Consider the following 15919-nt stretch of genomic DNA (forward strand, 5'->3'; position numbering starts at 1 on the left):
GCCCGAGCCCGAGGTCGTCGCGCCCCCGGTCGAGGTCATCGCCGAGCCCATCGCCGAGGTCGTCCTCCCCGTGGCCGAGGTCGCCGCCGAGCCCGTTGCCGAGACCACCGAGCCCGTCGCGATCGAGCCGGAGGTGATCGAGGTCGTCGCGGAGCCGGTCGCCGAGATCGTGGTCGAGCCCGTTGCCGAGGTCATCGAGCCCGCCGTGGTCGAGCCCGTCATGACCGAGGTCGTCGCGGAGCCCGAGCCGGTGGCGGAGCCCGAGTTCGTCGAGCGCGAGTTCGACGTCATCCGCTTCACCCAGCTGGTCCGTGAGCCCGTCGTCGAGGCCGTGCCCGTCGTCGTCGAGGCCGTGCCCGTCGTCGTCGAGGCCGCGCCCGTCATCGCGGACGAGCCGGTCGTCGAGACCACGTCCGCCTCGGTGCCCGAGCCGACCGACCTGTCCGCAGAGGCCGCCGATTCCCTCGTCGCGTCGGTCTTCGCCGCCCTCGGCGGGTGGGACGACGACGTCGCCGGGACCGCCACGGTCGAGCCGGTCGTCGGTCAGGTCGTCGACACCGAGCTGGTCGAGCTGGCCGAGTGGCTGTCCCCGGCGGTCGAGGTCGTGGAGTTCGTCGAGGTCCCCGACGCACCGCTGGTCGTCGACACCGAGCCCGCCGACGAGGACCCGGCCGCCCGCACCGCACCGCTCGGTGTCCAGGACCTCATCCAGCAGGCCTGCGCCGAGAACGCCGCCTTCGTCCCGGGCCGCCGCGCCAAGGGCCGGCACCGGTCGCCGGACGCCACCGAGCTCGCCGAGGAGCCGGCGCCCGTCGTCGTCCCCGAGCAGGTCGACGTCCAGCAGGTCGACGTCCAGCGCCTCGACGCCCAGCACCTCGAGGCCCAGCACGCCGCCGCGGACCTGGCGCCGCTTCCCCAGGAGGACCCGGTCATCAGCGAGGACACCACCGTCGAGGCGCCCGCGCCGGAGACCACCGCCGAGGTGGCCACCGACGACGAGGTGCTCCTCGGCGACGCCCTCCTGGCCAGCGCCCTCCGCGACGACACCCCGGCAGCGGGCCCGGAGCCGGAGCGGGCGGCCCAGCCGGTCGGTGCGTCCGCGTCCGTCGGCCGCACCGTGGGCGGCCCCGCCCCGCTGCCGCTGGACGCCACCGCGATCCTGCCGGCGCTGGCGCTGCTCACCGAGTCCGGTGCCGCGGGGATCCCGCCGCTGCTGCGCGGCCGTCCCGCGGTCCCGCCGCCGCGTCGGTCCCGCCCGGTGGCGTCGGGGAGCCGCCCCGCCGTCCCGACGCCGGTCGAGCCGACCACCCGCCCGGGCGGCATGCGCGCGGTGACCGGCGCACCCGAGGGCCGTACCCCCGGGTCGCGCCCCGCGGGGCTGGCCACCGTGACCCGGCTGACGCGGCCCCGCCCGACCGATCTGTCCGCGCTGGGCCTGACCGACGCCGACCAGCTGGTCGCCCAGCTGCTGGCGCTCGGCCTGCCCGAGTTCCTGATCAGCCCGGACTTCACCGCCGACGCGGCGGAGCGCGGCACCTACGCCGCGCTCGTGCGCACCCTCGCCGATCGGCTGCCGCCGGCGCCCCGGGTGCCCAGCGAGCCGGGTGACGTGCTGCTCGTCGTCGGCCCGGGCAGCGACGCGCTCGCCGCGGCCCGGTCGCTGGCCGCGTCGCTGCGGCTGGACCCCAGCCGGGTGCAGTGGGCGACCTCGGGCGACTCGGCCGGGCTGGTGCCCGAGGCCAACCGGATCACCACGCTGGACGCCGCCTACGAGCGGCGCCGGCAGAGCGCCGGTGCCGGCACGGTCACCATCGTCGCCGTCGACGCCCCGCTGCGCACCGGTGCGGCCGGCAGCTGGCTGGCGCACATGCTGCAGGTGTGGACGCCGGCCGCGGTGTGGGCCGTCGTCGACTCGACCCGCAAGCTCGAGGACGTCGTCCCGTGGCTGGACGCGCTGCCGCGGACCGACGCGGTGATGGTCCAGGAGACCGAGGCCACCGCCGACCCGGCCGCCGTGCTCAGCCACGTCACCGCGCCGGTCGTGGCGGTCGACGGCGCCCGGGCGACGCCGCACCGCTGGGCCTCGCTGCTGTGCGAGCGGCTGGAGGAGCTGCACCCGTGAGCGAGGCGCGGGACCGCGTCGCGCTCGGCGGCTGACGAGCGCCCCGGCAGGAGGCAGCGATGAGCCCGTTCCGCTGGCCGGTGGTGATCACCGGCTTCGTGCTGGCGCTCCCCGTGCTCGCGCTCGGGCTCCGCGGCGACCTCACCACCGAGGACGTGCTCACCCGCGTGCTGTGGTGCCTCGGCGCCGGCTGGTTCGCGGTCGCGCTGGTGCAGTGGGCCAGCACGCCGCCGCGCACCCCGTCCCGGGCCACCCCGGCGGGCCCGGCCGCCGCCGAGCCCGAGGTCGAGCCGGCCGCCGAGCCGCCGCCGTTCCCCTGACGGTCCGTCGCGGGGAGGGCGGCCGGGCCACCCTCCCCGCGACACCTCAGAAGGGCAGGTCCTCGAGCATCTCGGTGACCAGGGCCGCGATCGGTGAACGCTCCGAGCGGGTCAGCGTCACGTGCGCGAACAGCGGGTGCCCCTTGAGGGCGTCGACGACCGCGGTCACGCCGTCGTGCCGGCCCACCCGCAGGTTGTCGCGCTGGGCGACGTCGTGGGTGAGCACCACCCGCGAGTTGGTGCCCAGCCGGGACAGCACGGTCAGCAGCACCCCGCGCTCCAGCGACTGGGCCTCGTCGACGATCACGAACGAGTCGTGCAGCGACCGGCCGCGGATGTGCGTCAGCGGCAGCACCTCGATGAGCCCGCGGGCGAGCACCTCCTCGACGACGTCGCCGGAGACCAGCGCGCCGAGGGTGTCGAAGACCGCCTGCGCCCAGGGCGCCATCTTCTCGCCCTCGCTGCCGGGCAGGTAGCCGAGGTCCTGGCCGCCGACGGCGTACAGCGGCCGGAAGATGACCACCTTCTTGTGCGCCCGCCGCTCCATCACCGACTCCAGCCCCGCGCACAGCGCGAGCGCCGACTTGCCGGTGCCGGCACGGCCGCCGAGGGAGACGATGCCGACCTCCGGGTCGAGCAGCAGGTCCAGCGCGATCCGCTGCTCCGCCGACCGGCCGTGCAGACCGAACACCTCGCGGTCGCCCCGCACCAGCCGCACGTGCTTGTCGGGCGTGACCCGGCCCAGCGCCGAGCCGCGCGAGGACAGCAGCACCAGCCCGGTGTGCGTGGGCAGCTCCGCGGCGGCGGGGAGGAACAGCGTGCCGGCGTCGTAGAGGGCGCCGATCCCGGCGTCGTCCAGGCCGATCTCGGCCATGCCGGTCCAGCCGGTGTCGACGACGCCCAGACCGCGGTACTCCTCGGTGTCCAGGCCCACCGCGGCCGCCTTGACCCGCAGCGGCACGTCCTTGGTCACCAGGCACACGTCGCGGCCCTCGGCCCGCAGGTTCAGCGCGACGACCATGATCCGCGAGTCGTTCGAGTCGCTGCGGAACCCGGCCGGGAGCGCCGACGGCTCGCTGTGGTTGAGCTCGACGTGCAGCGTGCCGCCGTCCTCCCCCACCGGCACCGGGGCGTCGAGCCGCCCGTGCTGGACGCGCAGGTCGTCCAGCAGGCGCAGCGTCTGACGGGCGAACCAGCCCAGCTCCGGGTGGTCCCGCTTGTCCTCGAGCTCCCCGATGACCACCAGGGGGACGACGACCTCGTGCTCCTCGAAGCGCAGCAGCGCGCCCGGGTCGGAGAGCAGGACGGAGGTGTCGAGGACGTAGGTGCGGCGGCGAGTGCTCACGGATCGACTCCCGTGGGGCGGCGACCTGGCTCCAGGACGCGCCCCGGCTCGAAGGTGGCCGGGACCCGGCGCAGGGGCCGGGAACCGGCCCCTCGGTTCGACGTTCGCAGTCGCACCAACCGGGCCTCCCGTGGACGGCGAGGCGGGCTCCCCGTCCACCGCGGACGCTAGGCCCTCCCTACGACAGGAGCACCGCCACGACACACGAAGGTGTGACAGATGGGTTGTCGTTCGTCAGCTGGACTCCTGCCGGAAACGTCGCACGCCGAACCACCAGCCGAGCACCCCCAGCGCCAGCGTGAGCCCGGCGCCCCACCAGGCGGTGCTGGTCCCGTAGTCGCCGGCGAAGAACGCCCGCACGCCGGAGACGACGTGCTTGAGCGGGTTGACGTCGCTGACGGCCTGCAGCCACCCGGGCGCGAGCGTCATCGGCAGCAGGATCCCCGACAGCAGCAGGACCGGCAGGACGACGGCGTTGAGCAGCGGGGCGAACGCGTCCTCGCTCTTGAGCGTGAGCGCCAGCGCGTAGCTGACCGAGGCGAAGGCCGCCCCCAGCAGCGCGACCACCAGCAGGCTGAGGACGACGCCCAGCCACGGTGCGCGCAACCCCAGCGGCACCGAGACGAGCACCAGCAGCGTGCTCTGCACGAGCAGCACCACGACGTCGCGCAGCACCCGCCCCAGCAGCAGCGCCGTCCGAGGTGCCGGGGTGACCCGCTGGCTCTCGATCACCCCGGCCCGGTACTCCGCGATGAGCCCGAAGCCGACGAACAGCGCACCGAAGATGCCCAGCTGCACCAGGATGCCGGGGACGAACAGCTGGTAGGCGTTCCCGGTGCCCAGCTGGCCGCTGATGGGCTCGAGGAGGGGGCCGAACAGCGTGATGTAGAGGACCGGCTGGAGCAGGCTGATGACCAGCCAGGCCGGGTTGCGCAGCGACAGCCGCATCGAGCGGGCGAAGATCGTCCAGGTGTCGCGGCCCAGGGTGCTCATCGGGCGACCTCCAGCTCCGGGGCCGGGTGCTGGCCCTCCTCGCGCAGCGACCGGCCGGTGAGGCCGAGGAACACGTCGTCCAGGCTGGGCCGGCGGCTCTCCACCCCGGCGACGTCGATGCCTGCGGCGTCCAGCTCGCGCACCAGCCGGACCAGCGCGGCCCCACCGTTCGGCGTCCTGCCGACCACCCGGGTGTCGTGCACCGACGGCGCCTCGGCGCCGGGGAGCGCGGCCATCAGCCGGGCCGCGTCGCCGCTCTGCCCGGCGCGCTCGACGGTCACGGTCAGGACGTCGCCGCCGACCCGCGACTTCAGCTCGTCCGGGGTGCCGGCGGCGACGATGGCGCCGTGGTCGATGACCAGGACCCGGTCGCAGAGCGCGTCGGCCTCGTCGAGGTAGTGGGTCGTGAGGAAGACCGTCGTGCCCCGCTCCTCCCGGAGCCCGCGGACGTGCTCCCACAGGTTCGCCCGCGCCTGCGGGTCGAGGCCGGTGGTCGGCTCGTCGAGGAAGACCAGGCCGGGCTCGTGCACCAGCCCCATCGCGATGTCCAGCCGCCGGCGCTGACCGCCGGACATCGCCTTGGGCTTGCGCTCCCACAGCCCCTCCAGGTCCAGCTCGGAGAACAGCCGCCGGCCGCGGGCCGTGGCCTCCGCGGTGCTCAGGCCGTAGAGCCGGGCGTGGTCGACCACCTCCTCCCCCGCCAGCGCCTCGGGCTGGGTCGACCCGCTCTGGGAGACGTAGCCGATCCGGCGGCGGACCCCGACCGGGTCGGTGAGCAGGTCGCAGCCGGCGACCGTCGCGGTGCCCTCGGTCGGCACCAGCAGCGTGGTGAGCATCCGCAGGGTGGTGGTCTTGCCGGCCCCGTTGGGGCCGAGGAAGCCGACGATCTCGCCGGACTCCACGTCGAGGTCCACGCCGGCGACGGCGCGCACCTCCTGCTTCTTCTTCCGGAAGGTGCGGGCGAGGCCGCGGGCGTGGATCACGGCGACAGTGTTCAAGTTTGACTAGTCGCCGGTCAACCGGCTCCCGGCGTGTCCAGGAGGCCGGGCGGCCAGATCCCCTCGACCGGCTGGTCCGGGGCACCGGGCTCGCCGGCGAACCGGTAGTGCCCGGCGTCCAGCCGCCCGCACAGCTCCAGGACCGACGTGCGCTCGCCGGCCAGCCAGTGCCCGATCAGCCGGGACAGCTCCGCGGCCGGAGCGGGCGCCAGCCGGCTCTGCTCGATCGACCGCACGGTGGCGGCGGCGTTCGCCGCCATCGCGTCGAGCACCAGCAACCGGGCACGCAGCGCCTCCCGCACCTCCGCCCGCGGCAGCGCCGTCATGAAGCACAGCCCGCCGAGCAGCCGGGTGCCGTCACCGGGGTCGGGCTCGCGCAGTGCGGTGACCAGCAGGCGGCGGAACTCCACCTCGCCGTCCGGGGTCAGCCGGTAGGCCACCGGCTCCCCGGGCGACTCGGCGAGCAACCCGAGGCCCACCAGGGTGCGCAGTCCCGAGTAGATCGACCCGGGCTTCACGTGCGCCCAGTCCTCCACCTGCCAGCTCAGCAGCTCCCGGCGCAGCAGGTAGCCGTGCACGGGCTGGAAGATCCGCACCGCCCCGAGCAGCAGCAGCCGCGTGGTCGACATGCGCACACTCTGCCTCCTCCGGGTCCGGACGCCGCCGCCGCGATCACCGCTGCGGGCGGGGGCCCTGGCGCGGGCGCACGGCGAGCAGCGCCCACAGCACCGGCACCAGCAGCACCGGCCACTGCAGCGACAGGTCGCCGACCCGCAGCAGCCCGACGAGCAGCAGCACGAACAGCCAGCCCGCCGTCCACAGCCCCAGCAGGCGGCGCTGCCGGGGGTCCCGCGCTGCCACCCCGCTCAGCCGGCCGCGAGCTCGGCCGCGACGACGGCCGGCGTGAGCGGCTCGTCCAGCAGCCGCACGAACCGGTCGGCGACCGGCTGCTCCGCGGGGCGCGCGCCCAGCCAGGACGACAGCAGCTCGAAGCCCTCGACGTAGGTGGAGATGTAGGCCCGCCACAGCGGGTCGGTGAGGAACCGCAGCTGCTGGACGGCGCGGTCGTGGCTGACCAGCCCCCAGCGCTGCAGGTGGGCGATCACCACGTCGGCGTCCGCACCGCGGTCGTGCAGCAGGATGGCGGCGTCCTGCCGCACCCGGTTGAGCGGGGCCGCCGCGGCGGCGATCCGCTCGGCCAGCTCGCCGTCGAAGCGCAGCCCCAGGTCGCCGAGGACGTCGGCCGCCCACGGGCCCCAGCCGTCGCCGATCGCCGCCTCGACGCCCAGGTCGGCCAGCCCCTCGGCCATCAGGCACTCGGGGGTGTTGACCAGGAAGACGGTGTGCTCGAGGTGGCGGGCGCGCTCGACCAGCCCCTGCTCCTTGCGGCAGTGCTCGGTGTGGTGGCCGGGATACGCCTCGTGCGCCACCAGGTGCGGCAGCTGGCCGAGCCGGTGCGGCAGGTCGGCGTTGATCGCGACCCGCGAGCGGTAGCCGCCCTCGTAGTAGTTGAACCCCGACCACGGCTTGTCGGTGACCACCTCGTAGCGCACCGTCTCGACCTCGGGCAGCCCGTACTGGCCGCGCACCCGGTCGCGCAGCGCCGAGGACAACGCGTGGACGGCGACCTCCAGCCGCTCCGGCGGGCACTCCTCGCGGCGGCGGTGCACGGCGTACCGCTCGGCCAGGGTGCCGCTGCCCGGCAGCAGCCGCTCCAGCTCGGCGTGCGCGGCGGCGTATCCGGCCGGGTCGCCGAGCTCGATGCCGACCTGGAAGTACGCCTGCACCTCGGCGAGGAACCCGACCGGCTCGCCGCCGAGCTTGCGGGCCGAGCACTCCAGCCCGGTCAGCTGCCCGCGCAGGTACGCCAGCCGGGCGTCCGGCAGCGGGCTGGCGTCCAGCTCGTGCAGCAGCGCGCGGGCCTGGTCGCGCAGGCCCGCGGGGGTCGGCGCCGGCTCGTCGGCCACCTGGGCCCGGATCCGCGGGTCGCCGGTGTAGGCGTCGACGAACCCGGGCTCCAGCCGGTCGAAGCGCAGCCCCAGCCGCACGTACTCGAGAGGGAGGTCGACCGCGCCGGCTGCCATGGTCGGCAGTCTCTCAGCCGGGCCGGCCGGCGCCGCGGACCGCTCCGGGTCAGCCCCCGAACCGGCGGTGCCGGGCGGAGTAGTCGCGCAGCGCGCGCAGGAAGTCGACCCGGCGGAACTCCGGCCAGTACACGTCGGTGAAGTAGAACTCCGAGTGCGCCGTCTGCCAGGTGAGGAACCCCGACAGCCGCTGCTCACCGCTGGTCCGGATCACCAGGTCCGGGTCCGGCTGCCCGCGGGTGTAGAGGTGCTCGGCGATGTGGTCGACGGTGAGCAGGTCGACCAGCTCGTCCAGCGAGGTGCCCCGCTCGGCGTGCTCGGCCAGCAGCGACCGGACGGCGTCCGCGATCTCCCGGCGCCCGCCGTAGCCGACGGCCAGGTTCACGCTCGCCCCCGGCCGGTCGCGGGTGTCCTCCTCGGCCTGCTTGAGCACCGCGACCGTCTCGGCCGGCAGCAGCTCCGGCGCGCCGACCGCCCGCAGGTGCCAGCGCCGGCCGGGACCGGCCAGGTCGCAGGCGACGCCCTCGATGATCCGCAGCAGCGGGGTGAGCTCCGGCTCGGGGCGCGACAGGTTGTCCGTGGACAGCAGGAACAGCGTCACCACCTCGACGCCGGCCTCGTCGCACCAACTGAGGAAGTCGGCGATCTTGTCCGCGCCGCGGCGGTGGCCCTCGCTGACGTCCTCGAGGCCGATCGCCTTCGCCCAGCGCCGGTTGCCGTCGATGATCACGCCGACGTGCCGCGGCACGTCGGCGCCCTCCAGCGCCCGCGCCAGCCGGAGCTCGTACAGCGCGGTGAGGACCTCGCGGACCTGTGCGCGCACCCCCACGCCCCGCAGCCTAGGCGTCCCGGCAGCCGCTGCCGACTCGAGACCGGCGACCCGCCGGGGAGCCCGCCCGATTCACAGCGCCCCTGGGATGACGGCGGACCTACGGCTCCGTAACCTCGGCTCATGAGCACCGCCGCCGACCACCGTGAGCCCGCGCGCGTGCAGGCCGACGGGGCCGAGCTGCAGGGCCCCCTCGACGAGGCCGTGGGCACCGTCGCCGCCGAGGGCGAGCGGGTCGAGGCCGTCAGCCGGCCGGGCGAGTGGTCCGTCGAGGACTACGGGGACAAGGACTTCGACCACCCCGACACCCGGCCGCGCTTCCGCGGCTGGCTGCACTTCTTCGCCTTCTTCGGCTCGCTGGCCGCCGCCGCCGTGCTGATCCCGCTCGCCGCCGTCCACGGCCTGCGCGCCGGGGTGTCGGTCTCGGTCTACTGCGTGACGATCTGGGGCCTGTTCGGCATCAGCGCGCTCTACCACCGGCGCCGGTGGTCACCGCGCGGCTGGAAGCTGATGAAGCGGCTCGACCACTCGATGATCTTCGTGTTCATCGCCGGCACGTACACGCCGTTCTCGGTGCTCGCCGTCCCCGAGCCCACCGGCTGGTGGATGCTCGGCGTCGTCTGGGCCGGCGCCATCGGCGGGGTCGGGCTCAAGATGGCCTGGCCCACCGCGCCCCGCTGGCTCGGCGTGCCCATCTACATCGCGCTGGGCTGGGTCGCGGTGTTCGTGCTCACCGACATCCTCCACCTGGTCGGCGTCACGGTGCTGACGCTGATGATCGTCGGCGGTGTGCTCTACAGCCTCGGCGCGGTCGCCTACGCGCTCAAGCGGCCCAACCCGGCGCCCGGCGTCTTCGGCTACCACGAGGTCTTCCACGCGATGACCATCGTCGCGGCCATCGCGCACTACATCGCGGTCTACTTCGCGATCTACAACAGCCCGTTCACCAGCTGAGCACACCGCGATCCTCCGGATTGCACCGCGGCCAGGTGCCGTTCCCGGCGTGCGCTGAGCCGCTTCAGGCGAAAGGCGTGCGGTGGTCCAGCTGCAGCGACAGCTTGCCGGCGAGGCGCCAGGCGCGGGCGACGACGTCGCGGTCCTCGTCGGTGACCAGGTTGCCCATCACCCGCAGCGCCACGGTCATCAGCACCCGTGAGCGCATGCCGACCGGGCCCGCGGCCGGGAGCAGCCGGGGCACGGTGAGCAGGCCGGCCAGCCGGCGGGCGATGGAGAACGCCTCGCCGTAGTGCCGCCGCAGCGTCGCCGGCCAGGCCCTCGACCAGTCGTCGGAGCCCAGCAGCGCGACCACCTCGCGGCCGGTCTCCAGGCCGTAGTCGATGCCCTCGCCGTTGAGCGGGTTCACGCAGCCCGCCGCGTCGCCGACCAGCGCCCAGTTGCGCCCGGCCACCCCGGACACGGCGCCGCCCATCGGCAGCAGGGCGCTCGCCGGCGCGCGCACCTCGCCGTCCAGCTGCCACTCGTCGCGGCGCTGCGCGGCGTAGACCTGCAGCAGGCTGCGCATGCGCGCCGTCGCCGGCCGCTTCTCCGTGGCCAGCGTGCCGACGCCGACGTTCACCTCGCCGGCCGCCGCGCCCAGCGGGAACACCCAGCCGTAGCCGCTCAGCAGCTCGCCGGCCTCCCCGCGCAGCTCCAGGTGCGAGGAGATCCACTCGTCGTCGCTGCGCCCCGACCGCACGTAGCCGCGGGCGGCCACGCCGTAGGCGGTGTCCCGGTGCCACTCCCGGCCCAGCACCCGGCCCAGCGGCGAGCGCACCCCGTCGGCGACCACCAGCTGCCGGCAGCGGACCACGGTGGTGGTGTCGTCCGGACGCCGGAACACCACCGCGGTCACCCGGTCGCCGTCCCGCTCGACGTCGACGGCGCGGGCGGCGTCCAGCGGCTGCGCACCGGCGTCCACCGCGACCTCGCGGATGCGGGCGTCCAGCTCGGTGCGCGGCACCGCACCGCCGTGGTCCGGCAGCGCCCCGCCGGGCCACGGCAGCAGCAGCTCCTGGCCGAACCCGGCGGCCCGCAGCCCGCGGTTGCGGCCGCGGCTGCGCACCCAGTCGCCGAGGCCGAGCCCGTCGAGCTCGGCCATCGCGCGGGGGGTCAGCCCGTCGCCGCAGGTCTTGTCGCGGGGGAAGGACTCCGCGTCGGCCAGGACGACGTCCGCACCCGAGCGGGCCGCCCAGGCGGCGGCCGACGACCCGGCCGGGCCCGCCCCCACCACGAGCACGTCGGTGTCAGTGGGCTCCCGCGTCTCAGGCACGCACTCCAGTGTCCCTGGTCCCCGCGGGTGGAGTGCCAGGGGCGAGGAAACCCCGCCCCTGGCACTCCACTCACACCTCCGGGCCGCGGGCGCGGACCTCCTCGACGGCGGCCATCGCGGCGCGCAGCTCGGCCAGCCACTCGTCGGCGTGCTGGCCGACCAGCCGCACCGCCCAGGCCAGCGCGTCCGACCGCGACCGGGCCACCCCGGCGTCGACCAGGGTGTCCAGCACCAACCGCTCGGGCTGGCGCAGCCGGGTCATCACCGGCACCGACAGGGTGGTGAACAGCTCGCGGACGTCGCCGCAGGCGGCGCCCCAGGCGACCGACCGGCCGTAGCGCTCCTGCGCCGCGTCGGCGATCGCCATGCGCTGGCCGCGGGTCTGCTCGCGGAACCGGGCGATCCGGCCGGCCCGGGCGGCGGCGGGGTCGCCCTCCCCCGCGTCGGGCTCGGGGACTGTCCCGATCACGGTGATCTCGTCGCGGTCGATCCGCAGCTCGACCGGGCCGGTGAACCACTCGTCGGGCAGCCGGCCGGCGAACCAGCCGGCGACCTCGGTGCGGTCGACCGGCGGCGCGGACTCGGTGGCCCGGCCGCGGGCCCGGCCGCGGCCGGGGAAGTCGCCGGGTGGGAAGCGGTGGAAGCCGTGCATCGTGTCCTCCTCAGGACGACGGGACGCTTCCACTGTAAGCGTGTAATCAACGCGCGCCAGAGGTCATCGCTGCGCTGAGAGCGGACACCTCGGTGACCGGGGCCGAGCAGACGAACCCGCGGCAGACGTAGGCCGCCGGCCGGCCACCGACGGCCGGCCGGTCGGCGAGCAACGGCACGCCGGGCGCGTCCGGGTCCCCGGCCACCACCACCGCGCCGGGGCTCACCGCCGCGCGGGCCGCGGCGGCCAGCGCGTCCCGCTCCGGCCCGGCCGGACCGCTGACCGCCACCTCCAGCGGCCCGGCCAGCAGCGCCTCCCCCACCGCCGCGGCCCAGCCGGCCGCCCGCGGAGCCCGGGCCAGCAGCGGGGCCAGCGACGCCAGCGCCTCCTCGCCGCGGGCCCGGTGCTCGGCGGAGCCGGCCAGCGCGCCGTACCCGACCAGCGCCCCGGCCACCGCGGCGACCCCGGCCGGCGTGGGGCCGTCGGCGGGGTCGAACGGGCGGGACACCAGCGCCTCGGCGTCCGCGGCGGTGTCGTGCCAGCGGCCGTCGGCGTCCACGAACTGCCCGGCGACGACGTCCAGCAGCTCGCCGGCCCAGGTCAGCCACCGCCCGTCCCCGGTGGCCGCGTGCAGCGCGAGCAGGCCCTCGGCCAGGTCGCCGTAGTCCTCGAGCACCCCGGCGGTGGTGCCGGCGACGCCGCCGCGGGAGGCCCGGCGCAGCCGGCCGTCGACCCAGTGCACCCGGTGCAGCAGCTCCGCCGCGCGGGTCGCCGCCCCGACCATCGCAGCGTCCCCGACCAGCGCGCCGACGTCGGCGAGCGCGGCGATCGCCAGGCCGTTCCAGGCGGTCACGACCTTGTCGTCGCGGGCCGGCTGCGGCCGCTGCGCCCGCACCGCCGACAGCCGTTCCCGCACCCGGGCCAGCCGGTCGGCGTCCGCGGGGTCGTGCAGCAGCTGCAGCGTCGAGGTGCCGTGCTCGAACGTGCCCTCGGCGGTCACGCCGAAGACCTCGGCCGCCCACGCCCCGTCGTCCGGACCCAGCGCCTCGACCAGCTGGGCCGGCGTCCAGACGTAGGTGAGCCCCTCGACCCCCTCGGTGTCGGCGTCCAGCGCCGACGCGAAGCCGCCCTCCGCCGTGCCGAGGTCGCGCACCAGGAAGGCGGCGGTCGACCGGGCCACCCGCAGCGCCCACTCCTCGCCGGTCGACCGCCACAGGTGCCCGTGGACCCGGAGCAGCAGCGCGTTGTCGTACAGCATCTTCTCGAAGTGCGGCACCACCCAGCGGTCGTCGACGGCGTACCGGGCGAACCCGCCGGCCAGCTGGTCGTGGATGCCGCCGCGGGCCATCGCCTCCGCGGTGCCGCGCGCCATGGCGAGGGAGTCCTCGTCGCCCCGGCGGGCGTGCGCCCGCAGCAGGAACTCCAGCAGCATGGACGGCGGGAACTTCGGTGCGCCCCCGAAGCCGCCGGACTGCCGGTCGTGCTCGTCGGCCAGCAGGGCGACCGCCCGGTCCAGCGCGTCCGCCGACAGCGGGGTGGGCGCGCCGAGGTCCAGCCGCCGGGAGATGCCCGCGACGATGCTCGCCCCCGCGGCCTCGACCTCCTGCCGGCGGGTGGTCCAGGCCTCGGTCACCGCCGTGAGCACCTGCCGGAACGAGGGCAGCTGCGGGTGCGGGCGGGAGGGGAAGTAGGTGCCGCAGAAGAACGGGGCGCCGTCCGGGGTGGTGACGACCGTCATCGGCCAGCCGCCCTGCCCGGTCAGCGCCTGGGTGGCGGTCATGTAGACGCTGTCGACGTCCGGGCGCTCCTCGCGGTCGACCTTCACGCAGACGAAGCCGGCGTTCAGCTGCGCGGCGGTGGCCTCGTCCTCGAACGACTCGTGCGCCATCACGTGGCACCAGTGGCAGGCCGCGTACCCGACCGACACGAGCACCGGGACGTCGCGCTCCCGGGCCTCGGCGAACGCCTCGGGCCCCCACTCGCGCCATTCGACCGGGTTGTCGGCGTGCTGCAGCAGGTAGGGGCTGGTCGCGGCGGCGAGACGGTTGGGCATGCCCTCCCCTTCCCCCGGTGGTCCACGTGCGAACGGATCATCCCCCCGGGGAGACGACGAGTAGGCCCGCGGCCGCGGCGTCGGAGCCGTGATCGGTCACCGCCTGCCCTGCTGCACCGACCAGGTGTTGCCGTCGGGGTCGTCGAAGAAGACGAAGGTGCCGAAGTCGGCGTCCTGCGGGTCCCGCCCGGCCACCTGGGCGCCGTCCACGAAGTGGACCATCCCGCTGTGCTCGATCCCGGCGGCGGTCAGGTGATCGGCCGCCGCGGCGATGTCGGGGACGACGAACTGGCTCCCCTTGAGCGGGGCGCCGGTGGGCAGCCCCGTGCCGAACACGATCGAGCACGCGGAGCCCGGCGGGGTCACCTGGACGACGCGGAAGTGCTCGTTCGGCGCGAAGTCGGTGTCGAGGCCGAACCCGAGCCGGCCGGCGTAGAACTCCTTCGCCCGGTCCACGTCGGCCACCGGGATGACGAGGACCTCCAGCTTCCAGTCCATGCTGCCTCCTGTCGTCGCCGGCTCCGGACGTCTGCCTACTCCACCGACACCCCGCAGGGAAGCCGATCGGCCGGGTGCGGAGGCCAGCAGCCACCCAGCTCGTCGCCGGCCCGGCCCGATGTCGGGCCGGAGCTGACGGCGCGTCGGCGGAGCCGCACAGCGGTCGCCCAGCGGCCTAGCATCCCCACACGCACATCCCACCGACGTGGCGTGGCGCTCAGCCCGCGAGCGCCGCACCCCGCGTGGGCCTCACCGTCGAGGTCCCGCTCATGGACGTCTCCACCCACTCCACCTGGCTCTCCTGGGCGGCGCTCGGCCTGGGCGGGTCGGCGCTCCTGACCGCCACCGGTCTGGCGGTCGTCCGCAGGACCTCGCCGCGTCCCGCGGCCGGGGCACCGCCGGCGCGGGACGGCGGCGCTGCGCCCGGCGCGGTCACCCGGCGCAGCGCCCTCCTCCTGGGCGGGCTCGGGGTGCTGGCCACCCTGCTGGGCGGCCGCTCCCTCACGACCCGGGCGGCGGCCGCGCCAGGCGCGGCACCGGCGCCCGGCCCGGTCCCGCTCACCGAGCCCCCGACGCTGCGCAGCGCCGGGGGCCTGCTGGAGGTGCGCCTGGTGGCCGCGGAGGGGCCGATGACCGTGGCGGGCCGGCGGGCCACGGCGCTCGGCTACAACGGCGGCCTGCCCGGCCCGACCCTCCGGGTGCGCCCGGGCGACCGGCTGCGGGTCGAGCTGGTCAACCGGCTGGCCGACCCCACGAACCTGCACCTGCACGGCGTGCACGTCTCCCCGGAGGGCAACGCCGACAACGTCTTCGTGTCCGTGGCGCCGGGCGGGGCGTTCCACTACGAGTACCAGATCCCGGGCGACCACCCACCGGGCGTGTACTGGTACCACCCGCACCACCACGGCCACGTCGCCACCCAGCTCTTCGGCGGCCTCTACGGCGCCCTCGTCATCGAGGACCCGCAGGAGCTGCCGGTCACCCGCGAGCGGGTGCTGGTCGTCTCCGACATCACGCTGGACGCAGCCGGACGGGTCGCCGGGCCCACCCGGCGCGACCTGTTCGTCGGCCGTGAGGGCCGGCTCGTGATGGTCGACGGGCAGACCGGCCCGCTGCTGACCGCACGGCCCGGCGAGCGGGAACGCTGGCGCGTCGTCAACGCCTGCCCGTCCCGCTACGTCCGGCTCCGGCTGGACGGTCAGCGGCTGGACCTGCTCGGCATCGACTCCGGGGCCCTGCCCCGGCCGCGCCGGGTCGACGAGGTGGTGCTGCTGACCGGCAACCGCGCCGACCTGCTCGTCACCGCCGTCGCGGGCAGCAGCGCCCTGCAGGTGCTGGGGGTGGACCGCTTCGGCGGCCGGGCCGGCGGTGGACGGAGGGACGTGTCCGGGGACGTCGGGCCGATCGCGACCTTCCAGGTGTCCGGACCGCCGGTCCCGGGCCCGCCGACACTGCCCGCGCGCCCCGCGCTGCCGGACCTGCGCAGCGCCCCGCTCGCGCAGCGGCGACGGCTGGTGCTGAGCATGGACCGCGGGACCTTCGCCATCGACGGCCGGGAGTTCGACCCCGATCGCCTCGACACCCTGGTGCGGCTGGGCACCGTCGAGGAGTGGACCGTCGTCAACGCCTCACCGATGGACCACCCGTTCCACCTGCACGTCTGGCCGGTGCAGGTGCTCTCGGTGGGGAACCAGGTGGTCGACGGCGTCCAGTGGCGCGACGTCGTCAACGTCCCCGCGCTCGGGCAGACCGTCGT

General features: G+C 75.7%; 14 protein-coding genes and 1 pseudogene. 4 read left to right on the forward strand and 11 right to left on the reverse strand.

Annotated elements, in window-relative coordinates; genetic code table 11:
• A pseudogene (locus AB0J00_RS13610) lies at positions 1–2122 on the forward strand (hypothetical protein); the annotation flags it as partial.
• Between the two features lie 59 nt (positions 2123–2181).
• Positions 2182–2442 (forward strand): hypothetical protein, encoded by a 261-nt coding sequence (locus tag AB0J00_RS13615; protein WP_357745138.1) that lies wholly within the window; start codon positions 2182–2184, stop codon positions 2440–2442.
• Positions 2443–2488: 46 nt separating this feature from the next.
• Here the strand turns inward: AB0J00_RS13615 and AB0J00_RS13620 are convergent, their stop codons facing one another.
• The 7 genes from AB0J00_RS13620 to AB0J00_RS13650 form a co-directional block, all read right to left on the reverse strand.
• Entirely contained in the window at positions 2489–3787 is a 1299-nt protein-coding gene (locus AB0J00_RS13620) for a PhoH family protein (RefSeq protein WP_357745141.1), read from the reverse strand.
• A gap of 234 nt (positions 3788–4021) precedes the next feature.
• Positions 4022–4780 carry an ABC transporter permease gene (locus AB0J00_RS13625; protein WP_357745144.1) on the reverse strand — a complete coding sequence of 253 codons (759 nt, stop codon included), beginning with the start codon at positions 4778–4780 and terminating at the stop codon, positions 4022–4024.
• Positions 4777–5763, reverse strand: a complete 987-nt coding sequence (locus AB0J00_RS13630; RefSeq protein ID WP_357745147.1) for an ATP-binding cassette domain-containing protein — start codon at positions 5761–5763, stop codon at positions 4777–4779. Before AB0J00_RS13630 ends, AB0J00_RS13625 begins: the two co-directional genes overlap by 4 nt.
• A gap of 32 nt (positions 5764–5795) precedes the next feature.
• Positions 5796–6407, reverse strand: a complete 612-nt coding sequence (locus AB0J00_RS13635) for a PadR family transcriptional regulator (RefSeq protein WP_357745150.1) — start codon at positions 6405–6407, stop codon at positions 5796–5798.
• Between the two features lie 43 nt (positions 6408–6450).
• Positions 6451–6639: a hypothetical protein gene (locus tag AB0J00_RS13640; protein ID WP_357745153.1), complete on the reverse strand. Its 189-nt coding sequence runs from the start codon at positions 6637–6639 to the stop codon at positions 6451–6453.
• Positions 6640–6644: 5 nt separating this feature from the next.
• A complete protein-coding gene (locus AB0J00_RS13645; RefSeq protein WP_357745156.1) occupies positions 6645–7862 on the reverse strand; it encodes a DUF885 domain-containing protein in 1218 nt (405 codons plus the stop codon).
• 49 nt (positions 7863–7911) lie between these two features.
• Entirely contained in the window at positions 7912–8691 is a 780-nt protein-coding gene (locus tag AB0J00_RS13650) for an isoprenyl transferase (protein ID WP_357745159.1), read from the reverse strand.
• Between the two features lie 123 nt (positions 8692–8814).
• On the opposite strand from AB0J00_RS13650, the gene AB0J00_RS13655 reads away from it, so the two are divergent.
• The gene (locus AB0J00_RS13655; RefSeq protein WP_357745162.1) at positions 8815–9645 is read left to right on the forward strand and encodes a hemolysin III family protein; all 831 of its coding nucleotides are present in this window, start codon (positions 8815–8817) and stop codon (positions 9643–9645) included.
• Between the two features lie 64 nt (positions 9646–9709).
• Here the strand turns inward: AB0J00_RS13655 and AB0J00_RS13660 are convergent, their stop codons facing one another.
• The 4 genes from AB0J00_RS13660 to AB0J00_RS13675 all read right to left on the reverse strand — a co-directional run bounded on the left by AB0J00_RS13660 (position 9710) and on the right by AB0J00_RS13675 (position 14163).
• Positions 9710–10960: a geranylgeranyl reductase family protein gene (locus AB0J00_RS13660; RefSeq protein WP_357745165.1), complete on the reverse strand. Its 1251-nt coding sequence runs from the start codon at positions 10958–10960 to the stop codon at positions 9710–9712.
• A gap of 70 nt (positions 10961–11030) precedes the next feature.
• Entirely contained in the window at positions 11031–11612 is a 582-nt protein-coding gene (locus AB0J00_RS13665) for a hypothetical protein (RefSeq protein ID WP_357745168.1), read from the reverse strand.
• 46 nt (positions 11613–11658) lie between these two features.
• Positions 11659–13665, reverse strand: coding sequence for a thioredoxin domain-containing protein (locus AB0J00_RS13670; protein WP_357745172.1), 2007 nt, complete (start codon positions 13663–13665; stop codon positions 11659–11661).
• Between the two features lie 96 nt (positions 13666–13761).
• A complete protein-coding gene (locus AB0J00_RS13675) occupies positions 13762–14163 on the reverse strand; it encodes a VOC family protein (protein ID WP_357745175.1) in 402 nt (133 codons plus the stop codon).
• A 269-nt stretch (positions 14164–14432) separates the two neighbouring features.
• Between AB0J00_RS13675 and AB0J00_RS13680 the strand changes: the two genes are divergently transcribed.
• On the forward strand, positions 14433–15919 hold a 1487-nt coding region (locus AB0J00_RS13680), incomplete at its 3' end, for a multicopper oxidase domain-containing protein (protein WP_357745178.1).

The organism is Modestobacter sp. NPDC049651 (assembly GCF_040659695.1).
Lineage (GTDB): Bacteria > Actinomycetota > Actinomycetes > Mycobacteriales > Geodermatophilaceae > Modestobacter.